We start from the raw sequence: 25,268 nt of genomic DNA, 5'->3' as shown, positions 1-25,268 counted from the left end.
GCGATCTTCGGGGTCGAACAGTGCCCGAAACACGGGGTTATCGGGCGTAGTACTCCACGACGAGCTGCTCGTCGCAGAGGACCGGGACCTCGGTGCGCAGCGGCACCCGGATCACCGTGGTGCGCAAGTCCTCCAGCACCGTGGAGAGGTACGGCGCGGTCGGTCCGTCCAGGTGCGCGCCGGTCGCCGCGATCTGGAACGGCGGCTTCTGCCGGCTCGACTCGCGGACCTCGATGACCTGGCCCGGCTTGAGCTTGTAACCCGGCCGGTCGACCTTCTTGCCGTCCACGGTGAAGTGACCGTGCACGACGAGCTGACGGGCCTGGTAGATCGTCCGGGCCAGACCGGCCCGGGCCACCGTCGCGTCCAGACGACGCTCGAGCAGCGTGACCATGGCCTCGCCGGTCTTGCCCTCGGCCTTGTGGGCGGCGTCGTACGCGGCCCGCATCTGGACCTCGCTGATGTTGTACTGGTGCCGCAGGCGCTGCTTCTCCAGCAGACGGACCTGGTAGTCCGAGCTCTTGCGCCGGCCACGGCCGTGCACGCCCGGCGGGAACGGCCGCCGCTCGAAGTACTTCACACATTTACGGGTGAGAGGGATGCCGAGCGCCCGAGAGAGCTTGGCTTTGGGTCGAGAGTTGTTCACGCCGGATCTCCTGTTACGGTTAGCCTTGCCTAACTTAGGTAAGCCTAACCGGTGCCCGGAGGTGCTCGTCATGCAACCCAGTCCCGCCGAGATCGGACGTACCCTCGCCGCCGGTCACCTGCCCGCAGTCGCCCACATCGCCTGCCACCCCGGACCGCTTCCGATCAGGCATGTGACCGATGCGCAGGGCCGCCCGCTGCTGCTCGTACCGTCCGACGGAACGCTGTCCACCGCGCTGCGGCCGCAGCCCGGCAACGACGACGCCGCGCTGGTCCTGGACATCCGGGACGTGCCGCCGATGGCCTCGTCGCCGTCGATCGGCCGGGTCTGGGTCTCCGGGTGGGCGGCCAAGCTCACCGGCGAACAGGCGCGGACCGCCGCGCTGGACTACGCCGACACCGACGCCTGCGGTGACCTGCTGGACATCGGGGGGAGCCAGTCGCTCTACCGGATGGACGTGGCCGAGGTGCGCTTCGAGCGCAACGAGAAGCTGGTCGAGATCGACCCGGACGACTACGCCGAGGCCTCGCCGGACCCGCTGCGCGCGGTGGAGTTCGACCTGATCGCCGACCTGGCCGACCACCACGTGTCGGAGATGAGCGACTACGTGCGCCGCCAGCTCGGCCCGGCCGCGGAGCCCGGCGACGACCCGCGGGTGGTGCGCCTGGACCGGTACGGCTTCGTGGTCCGGATGGGTTCCCGCAGCGCCCGGCTGGCCTTCCCGCGCCCGGTCACCGACCGCCACGACCTGGCCCACCTGCTGCACCCGATCCTCTGCCACCGGTGTGCGGCCTGACGGTCGGAAAAGTCTCGGGATCCCGGCGCCCCCCCTCTGCCGCCGTCGGGTGGTGGGATCCCGTTCGCCCTGCTCGCCGGTGCCGCGGTGAGCGGGGTAGCAAAAAAGATGGGCGGCCCCGTGCCGGGGGCCGCCCATCTTTTGCGTCTCAACTACTGGTCAGTCCAGTGCGTGAATCCCTAGAGCGAGAGAATCCGGTCCAGGAACTCGCGGTAGCCGCGCATCGCCATCCGCATGCTCTCGGTGTCCGGCGTACCGGTGCCGCGCAGCGGGTCCAGGTCGTCCCGCTCGGCCAGCAGGACCTCGGTCAGCTCGTTCACCGCGTCGGTGAGCAGGTCGTGCGCCCGGGTCAGCGCGGTCACCGGGTCGTCGACGAACTCCGCCTTGACCTCGTGCCAGGCGGCCCGGAAGTGCCGGGCGGCGTCCTCGTCCCAGACCGTGGCCCGGATGATCGTCCCTTCCTCGCCGGACGGGGCCGACAGGTTGGTGATCTCCGACTCGTCCTCGTCACGGGCGGCGCGGCGGCCCGGGCGGCGGACCGGCTCGGCGTCCTCCAGGCTGGCCGAGCGGCGCGCGGACGGACGCAGGTCCTCGTCCGGCAGGCCGCGGCCGGCGAGGTTGCCCACCGACACACCGGTCAGACCGGACTCCGGGTACGGCTGGAAGTCGAGCGGCGGCGGCGTGACCGAACCCGTCTGCGGCGCGGTCGGCCCGGCCGGGGTGACCGAGGCGACCCCGTACGTCTCGCCGGAACGGCCCAGGCTGTACCCGGTGGTGGCCGGCGAGCCGAAGGCGAACCCGGTGTCCGGGGCGGCCGGCAGGTCGATCGGCGCGCGGGTGGCCGGGATCTGCGGGACGGGCAGCGGCGGCATCGCCGGGAACTGCAGGTCCGGCATCGGCACCGAGGCGGAACCGGTGGCCGGTCCGGAGGTCGGCGCCGGCGCCGGCGCCGGAGCCGGGGAGACCGGAGCGGCCGAGGCGGCCGGGTCGGCGGGCACTGCCGGGAGCGACTGCTCCGGGGCCTGCTCGGGCAGACCGGAGACCGGCTCCAGGCTGACCGCCGGGTGGTCCGGGGTGAAGTCGGTGGGCAGGTACGGCGCCGGGGCGTACCCCGGCGAGACCGGCGCGCCGGAGACCGAACCGACCGGTCCACCCGAGGTGGGCGGCTGCATCTGCACCGGCACCGAGGCCCAGCCCGAGGCCGGGCGGTTCTCCAGTGCCGGGTCGGGCGCCTCGCCGAGCGGACCGTCCACCACGGGCATCCCGTCCGGGCCCGGCGATTCGCCGGCCTGCGCGTACCCGGGGGCTCCTGCCCGTCCGTTCATGTCTTCACGTCCGTTCTCGTCGCGTGGTTCCGCCTCATCGGCGGCGTCCTGGCCGGCCTCCGGCGACGTGTCGTCCGCCGGTTCGTCCGCCGGCTTCGCACCGGTGGACTCCTCGTCGGCCGATTGCCCGGCGACTTGAGCGTCGCCGGTCCCGGCGATCTCGGTCTCCTCCGCGGCCGATGGCTCCGCTTCGGCGGCGTGTCCGTTGACGCCCGGTTGCGGGCCCGGTTCGGTCCGCCCCCCGAAGAGGAATCGCCCGCTGCCGCCGAGCCGGAATCCCCCGAAAGAGTTGTCCCGGCCCGGTGTTTCGGTCTCGGGCCCCTGGGACTCTACGTCCTGTCCGGCCTGCGGTTCCTGGTCCGAAGGGACCGAGTGATCAGAATCGCCGTGCCGGGACCGCCCGGCCGGGCGGGGGCCGGCGCCGTCGCCGCGGGACGGCCCGGGGACGCGTCCGGCGGCGCGATTCAACCCGAACGGGTCACTCGGCGGCAGATCGCCCGGGTCGCCGTGGAAGCCGTTGGAGCCGGCCGGTCCGCCCGGGCCCTGTGCCGAGGCCCGCGGCGTGAACGGCGGGGCCGAGCGCGGGCCGAATGCCATCGACGAGCCGGTCAGCAGGTCAGCGGGCAGCGACGGGAGGGCGAACTCCAGGGGGTCGCCGGCCCGGCGGGAGCCGAGCGACACCATCTCCGGCTCGGGCAGGGCCGCCGGTTCCCGCGCCGGATCCTCCGCGGCGGGCAGATAGGCGGAGGGCAGGTAGCTCGCATCCGGATCCGCATCCGAATCCGCACGAACCTGCCAAAAACGGGCGAGTCCGGGCGCGGGCCGGGCGTTGTCGGGGCTGGACGTCGGCTCCATCGGTAAACCACTCCCGTCGCGAGGCGCGCCCACCGGGGCTGCCTGGAGCTGCGCAGACACATCGGCGGCGGGCGCCGGGCATCTCAGGCTGGTACGGCGCCCCGCCGACGGTACCGTCCCGATCGGCCGGGCACATCCCCTGTGACCGGATCGTGGGGCTTCCTGCGCGAAGCCCGGCGACGCCCCCGCAAATGTTCCGCAACGATGGGAGAGAATCGGACTCGTGCCCGTATCAGATGCAGAGACGTCCCTCGACGCGGCGATCGCCGCCCGGCTCAAGCGCACCACGGACGGACTGGTCGCCGCGATCGTCCAGGAACACGGCACCAACGAGGTGCTGATGCTGGCCTGGATGGACGCCGAGGCGCTGCACCGCACCCTGACCACCGGCCGGGCCACCTACTGGTCCCGCAGCCGGCAGGAGTACTGGGTGAAGGGCGCCACCTCCGGCCACCACCAGCTCGTCAGGAAGGTCGCGCTGGACTGCGACGGCGACGCGCTGCTGGTGACCGTCGAGCAGACCGGGGCGGCCTGCCACACCGGCACACACACCTGCTTCTCCGCGGAACTCCCGGTATCGGCTCTGGAGGCGCTGTGACAAGCGGCATCGTCAGCCCGGACGAGGCGACGTTCGTCGCATCGGGCAAGCGCGTCGTCCCGGTCACCCGCAAGCTGCTCGCCGACGGCGAGACCCCGGTCGGCGTCTACACCAAACTGGCCGGTGGCCCCGGCACCTTCCTGCTGGAGTCGGCCGAGCAGGGCCTGGCCTGGTCGCGCTACTCGTTCATCGGTGTCCGCAGCGCCGCCACCCTGGTCGAGAAGGACGGGCAGGCCGCGTGGCTCGGCACGCCCCCGGACGGCGTGCCGCTGGACGGCGATCCGGTGGTGGCCCTGCGCGAGACGGTGGCCGCGCTGACCGGCGGCGCCGCGCCCGACGCCGACCTGCCCCCGCTCACCGGTGGCATGGTCGGCTACCTCAGCTACGACCTGGTCCGCCGGTTCGAGCGGCTGCCGTCCACCGCCGCCGTCGACGTGCCGCTGCCCGAGCTGGGCATGATGCTCGCCACCGACCTGGTGGTGCTCGACCACCACGACGGCTCGGCGCTGCTGGTCGCGAACGCGGTGCTGGCCGAGGACGCCGACGACGCGGCCCGCCGCGCGGCCTACCACCACGCGGTCGGCCGGCTGGACGCGATGACCACCGCGCTGTCCCGGCCCACCCCGCCGATGATCTCCACGGTGGAGCGCCGGCCGGCCGGCGAGCCGGTCAGCCGTACCGTCCCGGGCGACTACCAGAAGGCGGTCGAGCAGGCCAAGGAGGCGATCCGGGCCGGCGAGTGCTTCCAGATCGTGGTGGCCCAGCGGTTCGAGCGGCCCACCGACGCCAACGCGCTGGACATCTACCGGGTACTGCGGGCCACCAACCCGAGTCCGTACATGTACCTGCTCCGGTTTGACGACTTCGACATCGTCGGGTCCTCGCCGGAGGCGCACCTCAAGGTCAGTGCGAACCGGACGGCGCTGCTGCACCCGATCGCCGGCACCCGCTGGCGGGGCGCCACCCCGGAGCAGGACGCCGCGCTCGCCGCCGAGCTGCTGGCCGACCCGAAGGAGCGCTCCGAGCACGTCATGCTCGTCGACCTGGGCCGCAACGACCTGGGCCGGGTCTGCGAGCCGGGCAGCGTCGAGGTGCCGGAGTTCGCCCGGATCGAGCGGTACAGCCACGTCATGCACATCGTGTCGACAGTGGTCGGCCGGCTCCGCGAGGACCGGACCGCGTTCGACGCGCTGGCCGCGACGTTCCCGGCCGGCACGCTCTCCGGCGCGCCCAAGGTCCGGGCCATGGAGATCATCGAGGAGCTGGAGCCGACCCGGCGCGGTCTCTACGGCGGCACGGTCGGCTATTTCGGCTTCGCCGGTGACATGGACATGGCGATCGCCATCCGGACCGCGCTGGTCAAGGACGGCGTCGCGTACGTCGGCGCGGGCGCCGGCATCGTCGCCGACTCCGACCCGGCGGCCGAGGAGCAGGAGACCCGGAACAAGGCCGCCGCGGTGCTCGCCGCGATCGCCGCCGCCGAGACCCTGCGCCCGGCGCGATGAACCGCCGCTCGCACCTCGCCGCGATCGCCGCCTGCCTGGCCGGCGCCGGACTGACCCTCTACGCGGTCACCCGGACGTGGTCGCTGACCGTCGAGCACCGCGCCGGGCTGACCGACCTGAGCTCCGCGCGCACCGGCGCCGACGCGCAGCCGTGGCTGATCGGTCTCGCGGTGGTCGCCCTGGCCGGTGCCGGCGCGCTGCTGGCCACCCGGGGCCTGGCGCGGCGGGTGCTGGGCGGGCTGCTCACGCTGGCCGGGATCGGCGTCATGGCCGGTGCGATCCTGGCCCGGACCGGGACGGACGCCGGTGAGGCCGGTGCCGGAGCGGTGTTCTGGCTGGTCGCCGCGGTGCTGGGCGGCGCGGCGATCACGCTGGGCGGGGTGCTCGCCGCGCGGCACGGCCACCGCTGGGCGGCGATGTCCGCCCGGTACGACCGTCCGGCCGCACCCGCGCCGGTGACGACCCGGCCGGAGAGCGCGGAGCTGGCGCCGGCCGACAACCGCGCGGCCTGGGACGCTCTCGACCGCGGTGACGATCCGACCGCTTGAGGCGGTTAAGGGTTTTCTCGCGGGGTAAGTAAGGGATCAGCCGCGGACCGTCGTGGCCGCCGTGCGGGACCGGCGGTGTGCCGCGGCCACCGTGCGGCGCGGGTGGGTGGCGACGATGGCGGCAACCGCCCGGCTGGTCTCGGCGCGGGCGACGGCCCGGGCCCGGTCGGCCTCGATCGCGGACCAGGCGTTGTCACGCGCGGTCCGCACGTTGTCCGAGCCCACCACGGCGCGCTGCACGCCGGTGACGACTTCGGCGGCGATGGCGACCAGCGTCCGGGAGACCTCGGCGAAACCTACGGGAGGGTGCTGATCAGTGGCCATTGGTCGACTCCGCATCATCGTCCGGGTGGCGGCGCCGTCGACGCCGTGGACCAGTCTGCCCGAGACATACGATGCCGGAGCCGTATTTCCGCACGGTGACACGAACGTCAACGCATTGTGGTGTCGGCCGTTCGGAGGAAGTGCCCCTGTACAACGGGGGATGGCTGCTCAACCGGTGTGAGCGAGAAGACAGCCGGACCGGGGCAGCCTGGCATTATGCCCCAGCCCACCTCGTGAGGCGCGCCATACCCCGGAGGGCCGGGGACCGGCCGGACCTCCTAGCATCGGGCGGAAGACACCCGGAGAGGGGAGTCATTACGTGACATCCGATCAGGCGGACGCGGGCACTGGCGGCCCCGCACGGCCGCAGAACGTACTCGAGGAGATCCTCGCAGGTGTACGCGAGGACGTAGCGGCGCGTCAGGCGACGACGCCGCTGGAGAAGGTGCGCGACCTCGCCGCGGCCGCGCCGCCGGCGATCGACGCGTACGCGGCGCTGCGCAAGCCCGGCGTGGCGGTGATCGCCGAGGTGAAGCGGTCGTCCCCGTCCAAGGGTGCGCTCGCCGACATCCCGGACCCGGCCGAGCTGGCCGGTGAGTACGCGGCCGGCGGTGCCCGGTGCATCAGCGTGCTCACCGAGGGCCGTTGGTTCGGCGGATCGCTGGACGACCTGGTCGCGGTGCGAGCCGCGGTCAAGGTGCCGGTCCTGCGCAAGGACTTCGTGGTCTCCAGCTATCAGGTGCACGAGGCCCGTGCGCACGGCGCCGACCTGGTACTGCTGATCGTCGCCGCGCTGGAGCAGAACGCTCTCGTCGGCCTTCTCGAGCGGATCGAGTCGCTGGGCATGACCGCCCTCGTCGAGGTGCACAACGAGGAGGAGGCGGACCGGGCGCTCGAGGCGAACGCGAAGGTCATCGGGGTCAACGCCCGGGACCTGCGCACCCTCGAGGTGGATCGGTCGGTCTTCGAGCGGATCGCGCCCGGGCTGCCGAACAACGTCGTGAAGATCGCCGAGTCCGGCGTCCGTGGCCCGCACGACCTGATCCGCTACGCCTCGGCCGGTGCCGACGCGGTGCTGGTCGGCGAGGGTCTGGTGACGCAGAAGTCGCCGCGCGACGCGGTGGCCGAGCTGGTCAACGCCGGTAACCACCCGGCGACGCCCAGGCCGGTTCGGTGAGCGCGCCCACTTTTCCGGATCTGGCCGGCCACTTCGGTAAGTACGGTGGCCGGTTCGTTCCGGAGGCGCTGATCAAGGCGCTCGACGAGCTCGAGGCGGCGTACCGGTCGGCCAAGGTCGACCCGGAGTTCCAGGCGACCTTCAAGGACCTGCTGGTCAACTACGCCGGCACGCCCTCGCTGCTCTACCGGGCGAACCGGCTGTCCAAGAAGCTCGGCGCGGAGATCCTGCTCAAGCGGGAGGACCTCAACCACACCGGCGCCCACAAGGTGCGCAACGTGCTCGGTCAGGCGCTGCTCGCCAAGCGGATGGGCAAGCCCCGGGTGATCGCCGAGACCGGCGCCGGCCAGCACGGCGTGGCCAGCGCGACCGCCGCCGCTCTGCTCGACCTCGAGTGCGTGGTCTACATGGGCGAGATGGACACCGAGCGCCAGGCGCTGAACGTGGCCCGGATGCGGATGCTCGGCGCCACCGTGATCCCGGTGACGAACGGGTCCCGGACGCTGAAGGACGCCTTGAACGAGGCGCTGCGCGACTGGGTCTCCACCGTCGACACCACGCACTACCTGCTCGGCACCGCGGCCGGTCCGCACCCGTTCCCGGAGATCGTCCGCGACTTCGTCAGCGGCATCGGGATCGAGGCCCGGCAGCAGTGCCTGGACCAGCTCGGCAAGCTGCCGGACGCGGTCGCGGCCTGTGTCGGCGGCGGTTCCAACGCGATCGGCATCTTCCACGCGTTCGTCCCCGACGAGGGCGTCCGGCTGTACGGCTTCGAGGCCGGCGGCGACGGCGTGGAGACCGGCCGGCATGCGGCGTCGATCACCGGCGGGACGGTCGGCGTGCTGCACGGCAACCGCACCTACCTGCTGCAGGACGAGGACGGCCAGACCATCGAGTCGCACTCGATCTCGGCCGGCCTGGACTACCCGGGTGTCGGCCCGGAGCACGCCTGGCTGCACGACACCGGCCGGGCCAGCTACGAGCCGATCACCGACACCGAGGCGATGGCGGCGTTCCAGCTGCTCTGCCGGACCGAGGGGATCATCCCGGCGATCGAGAGCTCGCACGCGCTGGCCGGCGTCGCGAAACTCGCGCCGCGGCTGCGCGAGGAGCTGGGCCGGACCCCGACCATCGTGGTGAACCTGTCCGGTCGCGGTGACAAGGACGTGCACACCGCCGGCGCCTACTTCGGCATCCTCGACCAGGTCGAGAAGGTCGTCCCGGGGGAGAACACGTGAGTCACGTGAGCATCGCGGAAACCTTCGCCGCGGCGAAGAAAGACGACCGCGCGGTGCTGGTCGGCTGCATGCCGGCCGGCTTCCCGACGGTCGACCACAGCATCGAGCAGATGATCGCGATGCACGAGGCCGGCTGCGACGTCATCGAGGTCGAGCTGCCGTACTCCGACCCGGTGATGGACGGCCCGGTGATCCAGAAGGCCAGCGACATCGCGCTGGCCAACGGGGTCCGCACCCGGGACACCCTGAAGATCATCGAGGCGGTGGCGTCGGCCGGCGCCACGGTGGTGCTGATGACCTACTGGAACCCGATCGAGAAGTACGGCATCGACGCGTTCGCCCGCGACCTCGCCGCCGCCGGAGCCACCGGGCTGATCACGCCCGACCTGATCCCGGACGAGGCGCAGGAGTGGATCGCCGCCTCGGAGAAGCACCGGATCGACCGGACGTTCCTGGTCGCGCCGAGCTCCACCGACGAGCGGCTGGCGATGACCCTGGGCAACTGCCGGGGATTCGTCTACGCCACCGCGCTGATGGGTGTCACCGGCGCCCGCACCTCGGTCTCCTCGCAGGCGCCCGACCTGGTCGCCCGGATCCGCGCGATCGACCCGGAGCTGCCGATCGGCGTGGGGCTGGGCGTCGGCAACGGTGCGCAGGCCGCCGAGGTGGCCGCGTTCGCCGACGGTGTGATCGTCGGCAGCGCGCTGATCCGCTGCATGCTCGACGCGCCGGACCGGTCCACCGGGCTCCAGCGACTCCGTGCGCTCAGTACGGAGCTGGCGGAGGGTGTGCGCCGCCGCTGATGGACGGCATCAGCTGGCTGCTGCGTGGCCTCCCGGTGATGACCGGGGAGCTGCCCGGCTTCGACCTCGACGACACCCCGGCCGAGCCGCGTGAGCTGTTCCTGCGCTGGCTCGGCGAGGCGGTCGCCGCCGGCGTGCGCGAACCGCACGTGATGAGCGTGGCGACGGTGGATCAGGACGCGCTGCCGGACGTGCGGGTGCTGGTCCTGCGGGATCTGGACGCCCGTGGCTGGCAGTTCGTCACCGACCGGACCAGCGCCAAGGGCCGTCACCTCACCGCGCACCCGGCCGCCGCTCTCGGCTTCCACTGGCGGGAGCAGGGGCGGCAGATCCGCGTACGAGGACATGTCTTTGATCTTGGGGTGTCGGCCGCGGCCGACGACTTCCTGGCGCGGTCCCCGGCGGCCCGTCTCGCGTCGTTGAGCAGCGCGCAGAGCGACGTGATCACCGATCCGGAGAACGAGGGTCTGGCCCGGTCCGAGGCGCAGCGTCTGATCGACGAGGATCCCGGCTTCGTGCCCGCCGGCCACGTCGTCTACGCGCTCGACCCGGTCAGTGTGGAGTTCTGGCAGGGCGACGCGGACCGCCGGCACGTGCGCCTGCGGTACCGCCGCTCCGCCGATGAATGGATCAAGGAACGGCTCTGGCCCTGACCGGCCGATCGAGCCGAAATCATCGGCTCACCCGGGGCATTGCCAACCGGCGCGACGACGGTAGCGTGTGCACCCGTGAACTACGCCCTCATCCCCAGTCCCGCCACGTCGGTGTGGCACCTGGGCCCGTTCCCGGTCCGGGCCTACGCGCTCTGCATCATCGCCGGCATGGTCGTCGCCACCCTCCTGATGGAGCAGCGTTTGCGGCACCGGGGCGTGGCCCCGTGGGTGTCGCTGGACATGGTGGTGTGGGCGGTGCCGTTCGGCATCGTCGGCGCCCGGATCTACCACCTGATCACCTCGCCGCAGGACTACTTCGGCTCCGGCGGTGACCCGATCCGCGCGCTCTACATCTGGGAGGGCGGCCTCGGCATCTGGGGCGCTGTCGCCGGTGGCGCGCTCGGCGCCTGGATCGCGGCCCGCCAGATCGGCCTGCCGCTGAGCGTGTTCGCCGAGGCCCTCGCCCCGGCGCTGCCGGTCGCCCAGGCCATCGGCCGGTTCGGCAACTGGTTCAACAACGAGCTGTACGGCAAGGTCACCACGCTGCCGTGGGGCCTGCAGGTGCACGAGATGGACTCGGCCAACCCGGGCCACGCCACGATGATCGACGGCGAGGCGACCACCCTGCCCGACCTGTACCACCCGACCTTCCTCTACGAGGCGATCTGGGACCTCGGCGTCGCCGGGCTGGTCTGGCTGCTCGACCGGAAGTACAAGTTCGGTCGCGGGCGGGCGTTCGCGCTGTACGTGATGGCCTACACGGCCGGCCGGGTGTGGATCGAGATGCTCCGTACCGACGAGGCGAACCACTTCTTCGGCATCCGGATCAACGTCTTCGTCTCGCTGGTGGTCTTCATCGGCGCGGCGATCTACTTCATCGTCAAGCGCGGCCCGCGCGAGTACGTGGTGCCCATCGACGCACCGGAGACCGCACCGGAGCCGGCCGCCGAGAGCGACATCTCCTCGGTGGACGTGTCCGCGGAGTCGAGCACCCCGAAGCTGCCGACCGCGTACCAGGTGGTCAGTGAAGAGCGTTTCCGGGCCTACCAGAAGACCGGCGTGCTGCCACCGGCCGACGTCGACGCTTCCGTCGAGGATGCGGATGCGGTGCCGGATGCCGAGGACACCGAGTCGGTGACCAGCCCGGCCGGGCCGGTGGTCACGGCCGAGAGCGACGACGAGGCCGCCGACCGGCCCGCCGGCGAGCGCTGACCGGCGAGTCCCGGACGAGGGCGGCGGGCATGCGTACGGCCGTGGTGGTGGGCGCGGGAATGGCGGGTCTGGCCGCGGCCGGCGCGCTGTCCCGGTCCGGATGGCAGGTGACGCTCCTGGAGCGCGCCGAACGGATCGCCGCGGCGCCCACCGCCGTGGTGCTCTGGCCGAACGGCCGCCGCGCCCTGGACGCGCTGCACCCGGACGGCGGCTGGTCGGCGATCGCGTCCCCGCTGCCGGACGGCGGAGTGCGCCGCCCGGACGGCCAGTGGCTGGTCCCGCCGCGCGCCCGGCCCGGCGCGGGCGGCCCGGCCCCGGCCGTCGCCCACCTGGAAGACATGTACGACGCGCTGGTCGCGGGCCTCGGCGACACCGAGGTCCGCACCGGTTTCGAGGTCACCACGGTGCGGACCGGCCGCCGGATCCGCCCGGCCTGCGGTGACGGCCGCACCATGATCGAGGCGGATCTGATCGTCGCCGCGGACGGCATCGACAGCCGGGTGCGCGCGGTGCTGGCCCCCGAGTCGGTCGCCGTCGGCTCCGGCTTCTCCGCCTGGCAGGCCGTCATCCCGGGGTACCGGATGCCACGCCTCACCGAGGACCGCGCGCTGGGCGGCGAGACGCTCGGCGCCGGATACCGGTTCGTGGCTCTCCCGCTCGGCGCGCACGCGGCCGGCAAGGGCGGCATCTACTGGGTGGCCACCGCGGCCGGCGCGCCGCGCCCGGAACCGGCCGCCACCCAGCTGGCGTTGCTGCAGCGCTGGTTCGCCGGGTGGCACGAGCCGGTCGCCGAACTGCTCGCGCTGACCCGCCCGGAGGAGCTGATCCCGCAGGGCGTCCGGGAGTTGCGGCCGCTGCCGCGGACGTACGCCTACCCGTCCGGACCCGGTGGCGTGCTGCTGATCGGTGACGCCGCGCACGCCATGCCGCATCACCTCGGCCAGGGCGCCTGCCTGGCGTTCGAGGACGCCGCCACGTTGCGCTCGCTGCTCGCCGACGCGGCGCCGGGCGACGCGCTGACCGGCGCGCTGGAGAGCTACACCCGGCTGCGGCAGCCGCGCACCACCACGGTGGTCCGGCAGAACCGGCGGATGTCCGCGGTGGTGCAGGCCCGGGGGCGGCTCGCGCTGCGGGCCCGGGACGCGGCGCTGAACCACATGCGCCCGCGCATCCTCGGCCGCACGCTGGACCCGGTCTCCGACTGGTCCCCGCCGGAGTAGCCCGCGCCGCCGGGTGCCGGGCTGGTCCCCAGGGGTGTGTCAGGGCCCGCGAGGCACCCCTGACGGCCAGCCGGGGGACTGCTGCTCGGGTGCCGGGCTGGTTCTCAGGGGTGTGTCGGGGGTGGTGAGGCACCCCTGGTGGCCAGCCGGGGGACTGCTGTTTTCGGTCACATCATGGGACGGATGGGTTCGTCATCGTGATTTCACCCGTTCGATACAGGTGACCACTCCCGGCGGAAACCGCGGGTCCGCTCTCGATCGGTAATGAGCGGATACGGTTTCGGCACTTACGTCGTACCAGATGATGGGAAGTGTGAGGGATTCGCGTGAGCCGGTCAGAGCGGGAGAGCGGCCGGCTCCGCGACGCAGGCGGTGCCGATCCGGCGGAATCCGACCCGGGTGTAGAGCCGGGCCACGTCGTCGTCGCCGGCGGACAGGAAGATCAGGCGGACCCCGCGCTCCAGCAGCCGACGGGCCAGGGTGGCGGTGAGCTGGGAGGCATAGCCTCGCCCGCGCGCCGTCGGCAGCGTCGCCACGCCGGCGATCTCGGCCACCTCGCCGACCCGCATGCTGGTGCCGGTCGCCACGATGCCCTCGCCGTCGGCCTCGACCACCACGGTCTCGTAGTCGCCGCTGTCCAGCGTCAGGCGGGTGTGCCGGATCACCTCGTCGCTGAGCCCGAGACCGGCCGTGGCATCCCGCTCGGACGGCCCGGCACCCTCGATGAGCAGGGTTTTCTCGGCTGATTCCAAGGCTGATCGGTACGCCGGAGCGGCGAACGCGAGCTGCGCCACGGCACGGGAGGCGCTGAGGTCGGCGGCGAATCCGGCACCGGCCGGGTCGAGTGTGCGGATCGCCCCGCCGGGCACCGGCAGGTCCGGGACCAGGGCCTGCGGGTCGAGCCGGAGCAGTGGCGCGAGCAGCGCGTCCAGTCCGGCCGAGCGGGCCACCGCGAGCAGGTCGGGGGTGGTCTCGTGCACCCATTCGAGCGTCTCCGGCACGCCCAGGTCGCGCTGCCGGCGGCGGACGTCGAGCAGGTCGCCGGTCGTCGGGGCCGGTGCGCCGAGCCGGGGCCGGGCGTAATAGGGCCAGCCCTCGCCCTCGCGGACGAAGAGCACCAGCGACCCGATCTCCTCGATCCGGGCCCAGGGGCGGGGCAAAGCGTCGTAGAACTGTTCGAGCCGGTCGAAGAGGTCGGAATCCGCTCGCGCCATCGCGCGAGACTACCGGTCGCCGGTTGGGCTGTGCTATTCAGTTCGTCCACGCAGAGCCGAGTCTGCGTTAAGCAGAGCCCTCCCCGGAGCCAGGTGTGATCAATCCGCACCTGGCGGAGATCGGTGTCTCTTACCGTAGACTCGAGAGACTTTGCAGGGCCGACGTCGTCCCGACCTTGATGTGAAACACCAGAGACGACAGGAGGCCCGGTGGCATATCCGCACCCCCAGGGGTTGTACGACCCGGCGTACGAGCGTGACGCCTGTGGCGTGGCCTTTGTTGCTGACATTCACGGACGTCGTAGTCACGACGTGGTGGCCAAGGGTTTGTCGGCACTGATCCGCCTCGATCACCGGGGCGCGCGTGGCGCCGAGCAGAACACCGGCGACGGCGCCGGGATCATGATTCAGGTCCCGGACGAGTACTACCGCGCGATCACCGATTTCGAGCTGCCGGCGGCCGGCCACTACGCGACCGGTCTGGTCTTCCTGCCGACCGACCCCGCCGAGGCCGCCCGCGCGATCAAGGTCTTCGAGAAGTACGCCCTCGTCGAGGGCGGCGACGTGCTCGGCTGGCGCGACGTGCCGGTGGACCCGGCCGACCTGGGCGCCACCGCCGAGGACGCGCGCCCCGGGATCCGTCAGGTCTTCCTCTCCGCCGAGCGGCTCGTCGACTCGCCGGCCGGCAAGGCCGGTGAGCTGCTGTCCGGCATCGAGCTGGACCGGGTGGCGTTCTGCATCCGCAAGCAGGCCGAGCGGGAGTCCTCGCAGCGCGGTGTCGCGGCGTACTTCCCCTCGCTGTCGTCGCGGACCATCACGTACAAGGGCATGCTCACCCCCGAGCAGCTGCCGGCGTTCTTCCCCGATCTGACCGACGAGCGGGTGAGCAGCGCGATCGCGCTGGTGCACTCCCGCTTCTCGACGAACACGTTCCCGTCGTGGCCGCTGGCGCACCCGTACCGGCTGATCGCCCACAACGGTGAGATCAACACCATCCGGGGCAACAAGAACTGGATGGCGGCCCGCGAGGCGCTGCTGGCGACGCCGAACCTGCCCGGCAACATCAAGCGGCTGTTCCCGATCAACTCGCCGGAGGCGTCCGACTCGGCCAGCTTCGACGAGGTGCTGGAGCTGCTGCACCTGAGTGGCCGCAGCCTGCCGCACGCGGTGCTGATGATGATCCCGGAGGCGTGGGAGAACGACACCGGGATGGACCCGGCGCGTCGTGCCTTCTACCGCTTCCACGCCAGCCTGATGGAGCCGTGGGACGGCCCCGCCGCTGTCGCGTTCACCGACGGCACGGTCATCGGCGCGGTGCTGGACCGCAACGGCCTGCGCCCCGGCCGCTGGTGGCACACCCGGGACGGCCTGGTCGTGCTCGGCTCCGAGGCAGGCGTGATCGACCTGGACCCGGCCGAGGTGGTCGCCAAGGGCCGGCTGCAGCCCGGCAAGATGTTCCTGGTCGACACGGCGGCCGGGCGGATCGCGCACGACGACGAGATCAAGGCCGACCTGGCTGCCGCCGAGCCGTACGCCGAGTGGCTGCACGCCGGGCTGATCGAGCTCGCCGACCTGCCGCCGCGCGAGCACGTGATCTACACGCACGACTCGGTGCTGCGTCGCCAGCAGGTCTTCGGCTACTCCGAGGAGGAGCTGAAGATCCTGGTCGCGCCGATGGCCCGGACCGGCGCCGAGCCGCTCGGCTCGATGGGCACGGACACCCCGATCTCACCGCTGTCCAGCCGTCCGCGGCTGCTCTTCGACTACTTCCACCAGCTGTTCGCGCAGGTCACCAACCCGCCGCTGGACGCCATCCGGGAAGAGCTGGTCACCAGCCTCGGCGCGACCATCGGGCCGGAGTCCAACCTGCTCAAGCCGGGTCCGGCGAGCTGCCGCCAGGTCGTCCTGCCCTACCCGGTGATCGACAACGACGAGCTGGCCAAGCTGCTCTCCATCGACGAGGACGGCGACCTGCCCGGGTTCAAGGCGGTCCGGGTCTCCGGGCTCTACCCGTTGCGGGACGGCGCGGCCGGCATCAAGGCCCGGCTCACCCAGATCTGCCGGCACGTGTCCGAGGCGATCGAGGACGGGGTGCGCATCCTGGTGCTCTCCGACCGGGACTCCAACGCCGACCTGGCGCCGATCCCGTCGCTGCTGCTCACCGCGGCGGTGCACCAGCACCTGGTGCGGGAGCAGACCCGTACCCAGGTGGCGCTGGTCGTCGAGTCCGGTGACTGCCGCGAGGTGCACCACGCGGCGGTGCTGATCGGCTTCGGCGCGGCGGCGGTCAACCCGTACCTGGCGTTCGAGAGCGTCGAGGACCTGATCGCCACCGGCGCGCTGGTCGGCATCGAGCCGCGCAAGGCGATCCGCAACTACGTCAAGGCGCTCGGCAAGGGCGTTTTGAAGATCATGTCGAAGATGGGCATCTCCACGGTGTCCTCGTACTGCGGCGCGCAGGTGTTCGAGGCGGTCGGACTGGACAACAAGCTGCTCCAGCGCTATTTCGCGGGCACCTCGGGCCGGATCGGCGGTGTCGGCCTGACCGGCATCCACGCCGAGGTCAAGGTGCGGCACGAGAAGGCGTACCCGGCGAACCCGGCCGAGCGGGCACACCGCCGGCTCGAGGTCGGCGGCGAGTACCAGTGGCGTCGCGAGGGCGAGATCCACCTGTTCAACCCGGAGACCGTCTTCCTGCTGCAGCACGCCACCCGCAGCAAGCAGTACGACGTCTTCAAGCGCTACACCAGCAAGGTCGACGAGCTGGCCGGCCAGGCCGGTTCGCTGCGTGGCCTGTTCCGCTTCGACACCGACCGGATCCCGGTCCCGATCGACGAGGTGGAGCCGGCGACCGAGATCGTCAAGCGGTTCGCGACCGGCGCGATGAGCTACGGCTCGATCTCCGCCGAGTCGCACGAGACGCTGGCGATCGCGATGAACCGGATCGGCGGCAAGTCCAACACCGGTGAGGGCGGCGAGGACGTCGAGCGCCTGTACGACCCGGAGCGCCGCTCCGCGGTCAAGCAGATCGCCTCCGGCCGGTTCGGCGTGACCAGCGAGTACCTGGTGAACGCGGACGACCTGCAGATCAAGATGGCGCAGGGCGCGAAGCCCGGCGAGGGCGGCCAGCTGCCCGGCAACAAGGTGTGGCCGTGGATCGCCAAGACCCGGCACGCCACCCCGGGCGTCGGCCTGATCTCCCCGCCGCCGCACCACGACATCTACTCGATCGAGGACCTCGCGCAGCTGGTCCACGACCTGAAGATGGTCAACCCGGCCTCCCGGGTGCACGTCAAGCTGGTCTCCGAGATCGGCGTGGGCACGGTGGCGGCGGGTGTCGCCAAGCTGAAGGCCGACGTCATCCTGATCTCCGGCCACGACGGCGGCACCGGCGCGTCCCCGCTGAACTCGCTCAAGCACGCCGGCACCCCGTGGGAGCTGGGCCTGGCCGAGGCACAGCAGACGCTGCTGCTGAACAAGCTGCGGGACCGGGTCACCGTGCAGGTCGACGGTCAGCTCAAGACCGGCCGGGACGTGGTGATCGCGGCCCTGCTGGGCGCCGAGGAGTTCGGTTTCGCGACCGCGCCGCTGATCGTCTCGGGCTGCGTCATGATGCGGGTCTGTCACCTGGACACCTGCCCGGTCGGCATCGCCACGCAGAACCCGGTGCTGCGCGAGCGGTTCACCGGCAAGCCGGAGTTCGTCGAGAACTTCTTCATGTTCCTCGCCGAGGAGGTCCGCGAGCTCCTCGCCGAGCTGGGCTTCCGCACCATCGAGGAGGCCATCGGCCACGCCGAGGTGCTGAACGTGGTCGAGGCGATCGACCACTGGAAGGCCAAGGGCCTCGACCTGGCGCCGGTGCTCTACGTCCCGGACCTGCCCGAGGGCGCGGCCCGCCGCGGCATCGTGAAGCAGGACCACGGGCTGGAGAAGGCCCTGGACAACGAGCTGATCGCGCTCGCGCAGCCGGCGCTGACCGAGGGCATCCCGGTGCGCGCCGAGGTGCGCACCCGCAACGACCAGCGCAGCGTCGGCGCGATGCTGGGCGGCGAGGTCAGCCGGCGGTACGGCGGCAACGGCCTGCCCGACGACACCATCGAGTTCACCCTGCGCGGCACCGGTGGCCAGTCGTTCGGCGCGTTCCTGCCGCGCGGCGTCACGCTGCGGCTGATCGGCGACACCAACGACTACGTCGCCAAGGGCCTCTCCGGCGGCCGGGTGATCGTGCGGCCGGCCGACGACGCGCCGTTCGTCGCCGAGGACAACACCATCGCCGGGAACACCATTCTGTACGGGGCGACGGCCGGCGAGGTGTTCCTGCGCGGCCGGGTCGGCGAGCGGTTCGCGGTCCGCAACTCGGGCGCCGCGACCGTCGTCGAGGGTGTCGGCGACCACGGCTGCGAGTACATGACCGGTGGCACGGTCGTGGTGCTCGGCCCGATCGGGCGCAACTTCGCGGCCGGCATGAGCGGTGGCAAGGCGTTTGTGCTCGGGCTGAACCAGGACCTGGTCAACCCGGAGCTGGTCGACCTGGCGCCGCTCACCGAGGACGAGCGCGACCTGCTGCGCTCGCTGGTGGAGAAGCACCACGCGGAGACCTCCTCGGCGGTGGCCGAGCGGCTGCTGAAGGACTGGCCGGCCGCGGTCGAGCAGTTCACCGCGGTGGTGCCGCGGGACTACAAGCGTGTGATGGAACTGATCAGGACCGCCGAAGCCGCCGGTCGGAATGTCGACGAGGCGGTCATGGGGGTCACCAGTGCCTGATCCGAACGGTTTCCTTCGGTACGAGCGACAGCTGCCGAAGCGGCGGCCCGTCCCGGTGCGGCTGATGGACTTCAAGGAGGTCTATCCGCCGGCCGGCGAGGAGCTGATCCGCGACCAGGCGACCCGCTGCATGGACTGCGGCATCCCGTTCTGTCACGAAGGCTGCCCGCTGGGCAACCGGATCCCGGACTGGAACGACCTGGTCCGCACCGGGAACTGGGAGTCGGCGGCGGAGTCGCTGCACGCCACCAACAACTTCCCGGAGTTCACCGGGCGGCTCTGCCCGGCGCCCTGCGAGGCGGCCTGCGTGCTGGGCATCGGCGGCGACGCGGTGACCATCAAGCAGGTCGAGGTGGAGATCGCGAACCACGCGTTCGACCTGGGCTTCGTCCGGCCGCAGCCGGCTCCGGTGGCGTCCGGCAAGTCGGTCGCGGTGGTCGGTTCCGGACCGGCCGGCCTGGCCGCCGCGCAGCAGCTGGCCCGGGCCGGGCACGCGGTCACCGTCTACGAGCGCGACGACCGGATCGGTGGTCTGCTCCGCTACGGCATCCCGGACTTCAAGATCGAGAAGCACGTGATCGACGCCCGGCTCGCCCAGATGTCCGCCGAGGGCGTCGTCTTCCAGGCCGGGGTCGAGGTGGGCGCCGACCTCACCGCCGACGATCTTCGTGATCGGTACGACGCGGTGCTGCTGGCCGCGGGCGCGCTGGCCGGCCGGGACGTCCCCGAGACGCCGGGACGGCACCTCAACGGCGTGCACCTGGCGATGGAGCACCTGGTCCCGGCGAACCGGATGGTGGCCGGCCTGCAGGACAGCACGCCGATCGACGCCAAGGGCAAGCACGTGATCATCATCGGCGGCGGTGACACCGGTGCGGACTGCCTCGGCGTCGCGCACCGTCAGGGCGCCGCCTCGGTCACCCAGCTGGACCAGTACCCGCTGCCGCCGGAGGCCCGGACCGGGCTGAACGACCCGTGGCCGACCTGGCCGCTGATCCTGCGCAACTACGCCGCGCACGAGGAGGGTGGCGACCGCGTCTTCGGCGTGGCCGTCCGCGAGTTCGTCGGCGACGAGAACGGCAACCTGGTCGCGATCCGGCTGGCCGAGGTCTCGGTGCAGCGGGTCGACGGCGTCCGCACGGTCGTGGTGACACCGGGCTCGGAGCGCGAGCTGAGGGCCGACCTGGTGCTGCTGGCGATCGGCTTCGAGGGCACCGAGGACCAGCCGCTGCTGGCCCAGTTCGGCCTGACCCGGAACCGGCGCAACGTGCTGGACGCGACGAGTGACTGGCAGACCGGTGCCGAGGGTGTCTTCGTCGCCGGTGACATGCACAAGGGCGCGTCGCTGATCGTCTGGGCGATCGCCGAGGGGCGGGCCGCCGCCGCGGCGATCCACACCTACCTGGGCGCGGCCGGCGAGCTGCCGGCACCGGTCCGGGCGGATCAGCAGCCGCTCTCCGTCTGAGTCATCGTTCACCGGAGCCCGTCGCCCTTTCCGGGGTGGCGGGCTCCGTTTTTGCTGGTCAGCGCTTTCATCGTCGTACCGTGAAAGGGTTTGCGGCATGTGGCGCCAGTCGCCGTGAGGCGACCGATAAGCTGGCCCGGCGGTCGTTGACGCCCGCGGACGACGCAGCGAACCCGTGACTTTCCGGGCAGACCTCGCCGTCGACACCCGCAGTTCATACTGATGACGGGGGTCGGCCGCCGAGCCGCCCCAGAAGAAGGACTAGCCTGATGGCCGTGACACGCCGCGTAAAGATCGTCTGCACGATGGGCCCCGCCACCAAGTCGCCTGAGCGGATGCTCGGCCTGGTGGAAGCGGGCATGGACGTGGCCCGGATGAACTTCAGCCACGACACCCGGGAAAACCACAAGGAGATGTACGACCTGGTCCGCTCCGCCGCGGAGCAGACCGGCCGTGCGGTCGCGATCCTCGCCGACCTCCAGGGCCCGAAGATCCGGCTGGGCAAGTTCGCCGACGGCCCGCACCGCTGGGAGACCGGCGACCAGGTGGTCATCACCAGCGACGACATCCTGGGCACGCGGGAGCGGGTCTCCTGCACCTATACGAAGCTGCCGCAGGAGGTCAAGGCCGGTGACCGGCTCCTGATCGACGACGGCAAGGTCGCCGTCGAGGTGACCGGTGTCGTCGACGGCAAGGACATCCAGGTCCTGGTCACCGAGGGTGGCCCGGTCAGCAACAACAAGGGCGTCTCGCTGCCGAACGTCGCGGTGAGCGTGCCCGCGATGAGCGAGAAGGACGAGCTGGACCTGCGGTTCGCGCTGAAGCTCGGCGTCGACCTGGTCGCGCTCTCGTTCGTCCGCTCGCCCGAGGACATCAAGATGGTCCACAAGGTGATGGACGAGGAGGGCGTGCGCGTCCCGGTCATCGCCAAGGTGGAGAAGCCGGAGGCGGTCGACTGCCTCGAGGCGATCGTGCTGGCCTTCGACGGTGTCATGGTCGCCCGTGGTGACCTGGGCGTCGAGCTCCCGCTGGACCAGGTCCCGCTGGTGCAGAAGCGCGCCGTGCAGCTGTGCCGGGAGAACGCGAAGCCGGTCATCGTCGCGACCCAGATGCTCGACTCGATGATCGAGAACTCGCGCCCGACCCGGGCCGAGGCCTCGGACGTCGCCAACGCGGTGCTCGACGGCGCGGACGCGGTCATGCTCTCCGGCGAGACCTCGGTCGGCAAGTACCCGGTTCTCACGGTCAGCACGATGGCCAAGATCGTCACCACCACCGAGGGTGGCGGCCTGGGTGTGGCCCGGCTGCAGCACGACCCGCGGACCCACGCCGGCGCGCTGACCATCGCCGCGTCGAACATCGCGCGCAACATCGGCGCCAAGGCGCTGGTGGCGTTCTCGCAGACCGGTGACACCGTGCGCCGGCTCGCCCGGCTGCACTGCGACCTGCCGCTCTACGCGTTCACCCCGGTCGACCACGTCCGCAGCACGCTCGCGCTCAGCTGGGGTGTCGAGGCGTTCCTGACCGACTTCGTGGAGCACACCGACGACATGTTCCGTCAGGTGGACGCGAAGATGCTCGGCCTCGGCCTGGCCAAGCCCGGTGACTACGTGGTCGTCGTGGCCGGCTCCCCGCCGAACGCGCCCGGCTCCACCAACACCCTGCGTGTGCACCAGCTCGGCTCCCTCGTGGACCCGTCCGCGGTATGACGCCGCTGCAGGGCCAAGCCGCTGTCGACCAGCTTCTGGAGATCCTCGATCTGAAGCAGGTCGACGCGGCCACCTTCACCGGTGACAGCCCGCAGACCGGTGCCCAGCGCGTGTTCGGCGGCCAGGTCGCCGGGCAGGCGCTGGTCGCCGCCGGTCGCACGGTCGACCCGTCCCGGCTGGTCCACTCGCTGCACGGCTACTTCGTGCGCCCGGGTGACCCGACCGAGCCGATCACGTTCCACGTGGAGACGATCCGGGACGGGCGGTCCTTCTCGGTCCGCCGGTCCACCGCCAAGCAGCACGGCAAGACGATCTTCTTCATGTCGGCGTCGTTCCAGGTGCTCGAGGAGGGTCTCGACCACCACGAGCCGGCGCCGACCGGGGTGCCCGCGCCCGAGGACGTCCCCACCATGCGCGACTGGGTGGAGAAGTATCCGAACCGCAGGACCGTGTTCAACGCCAGCCCGCAGGCGGTCGACGTGCGCTACATCGGCCAGCCCGGCTGGGTGCCGCCGGGCGACCGGGACGCCGATCCGAAGCAACGGGTGTGGATGCGGGTCGACGGCAAGCTGCCGGACGATCCGCTGATCCACGCGTGCGCGCTGACCTACGCGTCCGACCTGTCGTTGCTGGACGCGGTGCTGTCGTACCACGGTGAGGTGTGGGGGCCGGGCGGTGTGGTCGGCGCCAGCCTGGACCACGCGCTCTGGTTCCACCGGACGTTCCGGGCCGACGAGTGGTTCCTCTACGACAGCGTGAGCCCCTCGGCCAGCCGTTCCCGCGGCCTGGCCAACGGGCGGATGTTCACCCGGGACGGCCGGCACATCGCCAGCGCCGTCCAAGAGGGTCTGCTGCGCCGCGTGGGCGCCTGACACTCCTGTTGACCCCGCCGGGGTGGATCCTCGGCCTGGCGACTGGCCAGGGATCCACACCCGACGGGGCCGGGGACAGGACTTTCTAGTGCCCGCCGGCCGAACGTTCCGGCTTGGCGGAGTTTCCGGCCGCGGTGCCCTCGATACCTGCCGGGCTGTCCGGCACCGGGGGCAGGTCCTTGGCGTCCGGCGGGGTGGGCGCGCCCACCCGGGGTCCGGAGATCCCGGCCTGGGCCAGCATCGCGTCCAGGTCGGCAGTGGTCCGCAGCACCCGCTCGTGGAACGACTCCTCGTGCGTCTCGCCGCCGGCCGGCACACCGTCCCGGGCCCGGTGCTTGGCGATCTTCCGGCCCTCGAAGTCGGTGTGCCCGGCCGAGTAGCCGGCCAGCCCGGTGGCTCGTTCCGGCGGCAGTTCCAGCAGGTCACGACCCTTCGACGCGACCTCGCGCAGCCGCAGCGCGGTCACCAGGTCGGCCACCGCGCGCAGCACACCCAGCCCGCCGAGGATCATCAGGACGGTCTCGGCGCCGCGGGCCATCGGGCTGGCGGCCAGGAAGCCCGTCGCGGTCTCCAGCACGCCGATCGTGACGACCAGGCTCCACACCCGGTCCGAGCCCCGCGTCATGATCCCGACGGAGACGTCGACGGCGCCGCGGACCAGCAGGTACCAGCCGATCAGCGAGGCCGTGGTGGTGTAGCCGGAGTCGCCGCCGGTCAGCATGACCACGCCGGTCGCGGTGAACAGCGCGGCCAAGCCGGCGTTCAGCCACCAGGTGCGGGTGCCGGCCAGCGCGCGCAGGCCCTCACAGACCGCGCCGAACATCACGATCGGACCGGCCACGGCGGTGACCGCGGTCGGCTCCAGCCGCAGCACACTCCAGCCGATCACCAGCCAGGCGGCACCCGCGAACAACAGGAATCCCCACACACCTCCACGCGTGACGGTCAGTGGCGAAGAACCGGACCACAACATGAGGCCTCCCGCTGATGCTGTCCCTGCCATGACAGCACCCGGGGCACGCGGCGGCGGGGCGTTCGCTCAGATTGCCCGGCGCGGGGAGACGCTTGTGAGACGCTTTTTTCGTACGCCGTAAAGGTCGTACCGGAAATGCTCGATCTTGATGATGAGCGCGCCGCTGCGGGCGGTGCGGACGCCCCCGCCGCGCGATCAGCCGGAAGCGGGCTGACGTGGGTGAATGTTTCAGGCGTGTGTGGCCCGCGTCACCGTATGGTTATCGATGAATGTGGCTCTCGCCGGCCGCGGCGCGGAGTGATATTCCTGGTGTCCCCGGTGGGATTCGAACCCACACTGAATGGATTTTGAGTCCATCGACTCTGCCGGTTGGTCTACGGGGACATCTGGATCGGTAACACCGTTGAAAGCGGTGATGCCAACCTCAGCGAGAGACAGCCTACCCACTACGCTGAGGAGGGTGACACCCAGATACCGGGGTGTCGCGACGAGAGGGTTGGGGGAAGAGGTTCCGTGGCCGACACGCAGGCTGGTGCCGAGCGCAAACGGGTGATCATCGCCGAGGACGAGGCCCTGATCCGGTTGGACCTCGCGGAGATGCTCGTCGAGGAGGGCTACGACGTCGTCGGCGAGGCGGGCGACGGCGAGACCGCCGTCCGGCTGGCCGAGGAGCTGAAGCCGGATCTGGTCATCCTGGACATCAAGATGCCGATCATGGACGGGCTGGCGGCCGCCGAGCGGATCGCCGGCGGACGGATCGCACCGGTGGTGATCCTGACCGCGTTCAGTCAGCGCGATCTGGTGGAGCGCGCCCGGGCGGCGGGCGCGATGGCCTACCTGGTGAAGCCGTTCCAGAAATCGGATCTGGTCCCGGCCATCGAGATCGCGCTGTCGCGATACTCCGAGATCGCCACGTTGGAGTCCGAGGTCGCCGGTCTGACCGAGCGCCTGGAGACGCGCAAGTCCGTCGAGCGCGCCAAGGGCGAGCTGATGACGAAATATGCGATGACCGAGCCGCAGGCGTTCAAGTGGATCCAGCGGACCGCGATGGACCACCGGATGACCATGCGCGAGGTGGCCGACCGGATCCTCGCCGAGGGCCAGGAGCCGGGGAGCGTGCCGGAGGTGCCCTGAGCGGATCAGAGCCGGTCAGGGTCACCGAAGACGACCGATCTGATCTTGACAACACGACGTTGGAAACACTCTCCCCGCGTGCGGCGTCACTGCTGGTAACGGTTCGGTCAAAGCCTGACCGGCCTCTATCGTCCGGCTCGGAATGTGGGATAGCGTCCGGCCCCATGACGGGCGAAGTGCTCCGTGTGGAGGCACGCAAGTGCCAATTGGAGCATGGTGGCCCGGTGGGTTCGGTTA

The 25,268-nt window shown here is 71.5% G+C and carries 20 protein-coding genes and 1 tRNA gene; 15 read left to right on the top strand and 6 right to left on the bottom strand.

Annotation, left to right across the window (positions count from 1 at the left end):
* Window positions 1-37: 37 nt before the first annotated feature.
* Window positions 38-646: a 30S ribosomal protein S4 gene (gene rpsD, locus ADL15_RS42035; RefSeq protein WP_067704372.1), complete on the bottom strand. Its 609-nt coding sequence runs from the start codon at window positions 644-646 to the stop codon at window positions 38-40.
* A gap of 70 nt (window positions 647-716) precedes the next feature.
* Here rpsD and ADL15_RS42030 point away from each other — a divergent pair, with 70 nt between their 5' ends.
* The gene (locus tag ADL15_RS42030; RefSeq protein WP_067704907.1) at window positions 717-1,442 is read left to right on the top strand and encodes a DUF2470 domain-containing protein; all 726 of its coding nucleotides are present in this window, start codon (window positions 717-719) and stop codon (window positions 1,440-1,442) included.
* 179 nt (window positions 1,443-1,621) lie between these two features.
* On the opposite strand, the gene ADL15_RS42025 is transcribed toward ADL15_RS42030, so the two are convergent.
* The gene (locus tag ADL15_RS42025; RefSeq protein ID WP_067704368.1) at window positions 1,622-3,622 is read right to left on the bottom strand and encodes a hypothetical protein; all 2,001 of its coding nucleotides are present in this window, start codon (window positions 3,620-3,622) and stop codon (window positions 1,622-1,624) included.
* A 223-nt stretch (window positions 3,623-3,845) separates the two neighbouring features.
* On the opposite strand from ADL15_RS42025, the gene hisI reads away from it, so the two are divergent.
* Genes hisI through ADL15_RS42010 form a run of 3 tightly spaced genes read left to right on the top strand, consistent with a single transcriptional unit; the run spans window position 3,846 to window position 6,273 of the window.
* The gene (gene hisI, locus ADL15_RS42020) at window positions 3,846-4,220 is read left to right on the top strand and encodes a phosphoribosyl-AMP cyclohydrolase (RefSeq protein WP_067704365.1); all 375 of its coding nucleotides are present in this window, start codon (window positions 3,846-3,848) and stop codon (window positions 4,218-4,220) included.
* A complete protein-coding gene (locus ADL15_RS42015; protein ID WP_067704362.1) occupies window positions 4,217-5,725 on the top strand; it encodes an anthranilate synthase component I in 1,509 nt (502 codons plus the stop codon). The genes hisI and ADL15_RS42015 overlap by 4 nt, the downstream gene beginning before the upstream one ends.
* Window positions 5,722-6,273 carry a Trp biosynthesis-associated membrane protein gene (locus ADL15_RS42010; protein ID WP_067704359.1) on the top strand — a complete coding sequence of 184 codons (552 nt, stop codon included), beginning with the start codon at window positions 5,722-5,724 and terminating at the stop codon, window positions 6,271-6,273. The genes ADL15_RS42015 and ADL15_RS42010 overlap by 4 nt, the downstream gene beginning before the upstream one ends.
* Window positions 6,274-6,309: 36 nt before the next feature.
* Here ADL15_RS42010 and ADL15_RS42005 read toward each other — a convergent pair whose 3' ends face one another.
* Window positions 6,310-6,597 (bottom strand): hypothetical protein, encoded by a 288-nt coding sequence (locus tag ADL15_RS42005; RefSeq protein ID WP_067704356.1) that lies wholly within the window; start codon window positions 6,595-6,597, stop codon window positions 6,310-6,312.
* Window positions 6,598-6,916: 319 nt separating this feature from the next.
* On the opposite strand from ADL15_RS42005, the gene trpC reads away from it, so the two are divergent.
* The 6 genes from trpC (at window position 6,917) to ADL15_RS41975 (ending at window position 12,900) form a co-directional block, all read left to right on the top strand.
* A complete protein-coding gene (trpC, locus tag ADL15_RS42000) occupies window positions 6,917-7,774 on the top strand; it encodes an indole-3-glycerol phosphate synthase TrpC (RefSeq protein WP_067704354.1) in 858 nt (285 codons plus the stop codon).
* A complete protein-coding gene (gene trpB, locus ADL15_RS41995) occupies window positions 7,771-9,012 on the top strand; it encodes a tryptophan synthase subunit beta (protein WP_067704351.1) in 1,242 nt (413 codons plus the stop codon). Before trpC ends, trpB begins: the two co-directional genes overlap by 4 nt.
* Window positions 9,013-9,017: 5 nt before the next feature.
* Window positions 9,018-9,815 carry a tryptophan synthase subunit alpha gene (gene trpA / locus ADL15_RS41990; protein ID WP_394326989.1) on the top strand — a complete coding sequence of 266 codons (798 nt, stop codon included), beginning with the start codon at window positions 9,018-9,020 and terminating at the stop codon, window positions 9,813-9,815.
* The gene (locus ADL15_RS41985; protein ID WP_067704346.1) at window positions 9,815-10,468 is read left to right on the top strand and encodes a pyridoxine/pyridoxamine 5'-phosphate oxidase; all 654 of its coding nucleotides are present in this window, start codon (window positions 9,815-9,817) and stop codon (window positions 10,466-10,468) included. The genes trpA and ADL15_RS41985 overlap by 1 nt, the downstream gene beginning before the upstream one ends.
* Window positions 10,469-10,543: 75 nt before the next feature.
* Window positions 10,544-11,680, top strand: a complete 1,137-nt coding sequence (gene lgt / locus ADL15_RS41980; protein WP_067704345.1) for a prolipoprotein diacylglyceryl transferase — start codon at window positions 10,544-10,546, stop codon at window positions 11,678-11,680.
* Between the two features lie 29 nt (window positions 11,681-11,709).
* Window positions 11,710-12,900 carry an FAD-dependent oxidoreductase gene (locus ADL15_RS41975; protein WP_067704344.1) on the top strand — a complete coding sequence of 397 codons (1,191 nt, stop codon included), beginning with the start codon at window positions 11,710-11,712 and terminating at the stop codon, window positions 12,898-12,900.
* 335 nt (window positions 12,901-13,235) lie between these two features.
* On the opposite strand, the gene ADL15_RS41970 is transcribed toward ADL15_RS41975, so the two are convergent.
* Complete coding sequence (locus ADL15_RS41970; RefSeq protein WP_067704343.1) at window positions 13,236-14,114, bottom strand: GNAT family N-acetyltransferase; 879 nt, start codon at window positions 14,112-14,114, stop codon at window positions 13,236-13,238.
* A 210-nt stretch (window positions 14,115-14,324) separates the two neighbouring features.
* Here ADL15_RS41970 and gltB point away from each other — a divergent pair, with 210 nt between their 5' ends.
* The 4 genes from gltB (at window position 14,325) to ADL15_RS41950 (ending at window position 22,924) form a co-directional block, all read left to right on the top strand.
* Entirely contained in the window at window positions 14,325-18,878 is a 4,554-nt protein-coding gene (gene gltB / locus ADL15_RS41965; RefSeq protein WP_067704341.1) for a glutamate synthase large subunit, read from the top strand.
* On the top strand, window positions 18,871-20,343 hold the full coding sequence (locus ADL15_RS41960; RefSeq protein WP_067704339.1) for a glutamate synthase subunit beta: 1,473 nt from the start codon (window positions 18,871-18,873) through the stop codon (window positions 20,341-20,343). Before gltB ends, ADL15_RS41960 begins: the two co-directional genes overlap by 8 nt.
* A 269-nt stretch (window positions 20,344-20,612) precedes the next feature.
* Window positions 20,613-22,052 carry a pyruvate kinase gene (gene pyk / locus ADL15_RS41955; RefSeq protein WP_067704338.1) on the top strand — a complete coding sequence of 480 codons (1,440 nt, stop codon included), beginning with the start codon at window positions 20,613-20,615 and terminating at the stop codon, window positions 22,050-22,052.
* Entirely contained in the window at window positions 22,049-22,924 is an 876-nt protein-coding gene (locus ADL15_RS41950; RefSeq protein ID WP_067704336.1) for an acyl-CoA thioesterase, read from the top strand. Before pyk ends, ADL15_RS41950 begins: the two co-directional genes overlap by 4 nt.
* Before the next feature lie 85 nt (window positions 22,925-23,009).
* Here the strand turns inward: ADL15_RS41950 and ADL15_RS41945 are convergent, their stop codons facing one another.
* Window positions 23,010-23,837 carry a hypothetical protein gene (locus ADL15_RS41945; protein ID WP_232344884.1) on the bottom strand — a complete coding sequence of 276 codons (828 nt, stop codon included), beginning with the start codon at window positions 23,835-23,837 and terminating at the stop codon, window positions 23,010-23,012.
* A 367-nt stretch (window positions 23,838-24,204) separates the two neighbouring features.
* Window positions 24,205-24,281 (bottom strand) — tRNA-Leu (locus ADL15_RS41940).
* 129 nt (window positions 24,282-24,410) lie between these two features.
* Between ADL15_RS41940 and ADL15_RS41935 the strand changes: the two genes are divergently transcribed.
* Window positions 24,411-25,031, top strand: coding sequence for an ANTAR domain-containing response regulator (locus ADL15_RS41935; protein WP_067704328.1), 621 nt, complete (start codon window positions 24,411-24,413; stop codon window positions 25,029-25,031).
* Window positions 25,032-25,268: the final 237 nt, after the last annotated feature.

Source organism: Actinoplanes awajinensis subsp. mycoplanecinus (assembly GCF_001509495.1).
GTDB classification, from domain to species: domain Bacteria; phylum Actinomycetota; class Actinomycetes; order Mycobacteriales; family Micromonosporaceae; genus Actinoplanes; species Actinoplanes palleronii.
This window is presented reverse-complemented; position numbering and strand designations above follow the sequence as displayed.

Bases quoted from the DNA above. Each gene is read 5' to 3' on its own strand.
- ADL15_RS42030 (WP_067704907.1), top strand. From the start codon at position 717: ATGCAACCCAGTCCCGCCGAGATCGGACGTACCCTCGCCGCCGGTCAC.
- ADL15_RS42025 (WP_067704368.1), bottom strand. From the start codon at position 3,622: ATGGAGCCGACGTCCAGCCCCGACAACGCCCGGCCCGCGCCCGGACTC.
- ADL15_RS42010 (WP_067704359.1), top strand. From the start codon at position 5,722: ATGAACCGCCGCTCGCACCTCGCCGCGATCGCCGCCTGCCTGGCCGGC.
- ADL15_RS42005 (WP_067704356.1), bottom strand. From the start codon at position 6,597: ATGGCCACTGATCAGCACCCTCCCGTAGGTTTCGCCGAGGTCTCCCGG.
- ADL15_RS41985 (WP_067704346.1), top strand. From the start codon at position 9,815: ATGGACGGCATCAGCTGGCTGCTGCGTGGCCTCCCGGTGATGACCGGG.
- ADL15_RS41975 (WP_067704344.1), top strand. From the start codon at position 11,710: ATGCGTACGGCCGTGGTGGTGGGCGCGGGAATGGCGGGTCTGGCCGCG.
- ADL15_RS41970 (WP_067704343.1), bottom strand. From the start codon at position 14,114: ATGGCGCGAGCGGATTCCGACCTCTTCGACCGGCTCGAACAGTTCTAC.
- pyk (WP_067704338.1), top strand. From the start codon at position 20,613: ATGGCCGTGACACGCCGCGTAAAGATCGTCTGCACGATGGGCCCCGCC.
- ADL15_RS41950 (WP_067704336.1), top strand. From the start codon at position 22,049: ATGACGCCGCTGCAGGGCCAAGCCGCTGTCGACCAGCTTCTGGAGATC.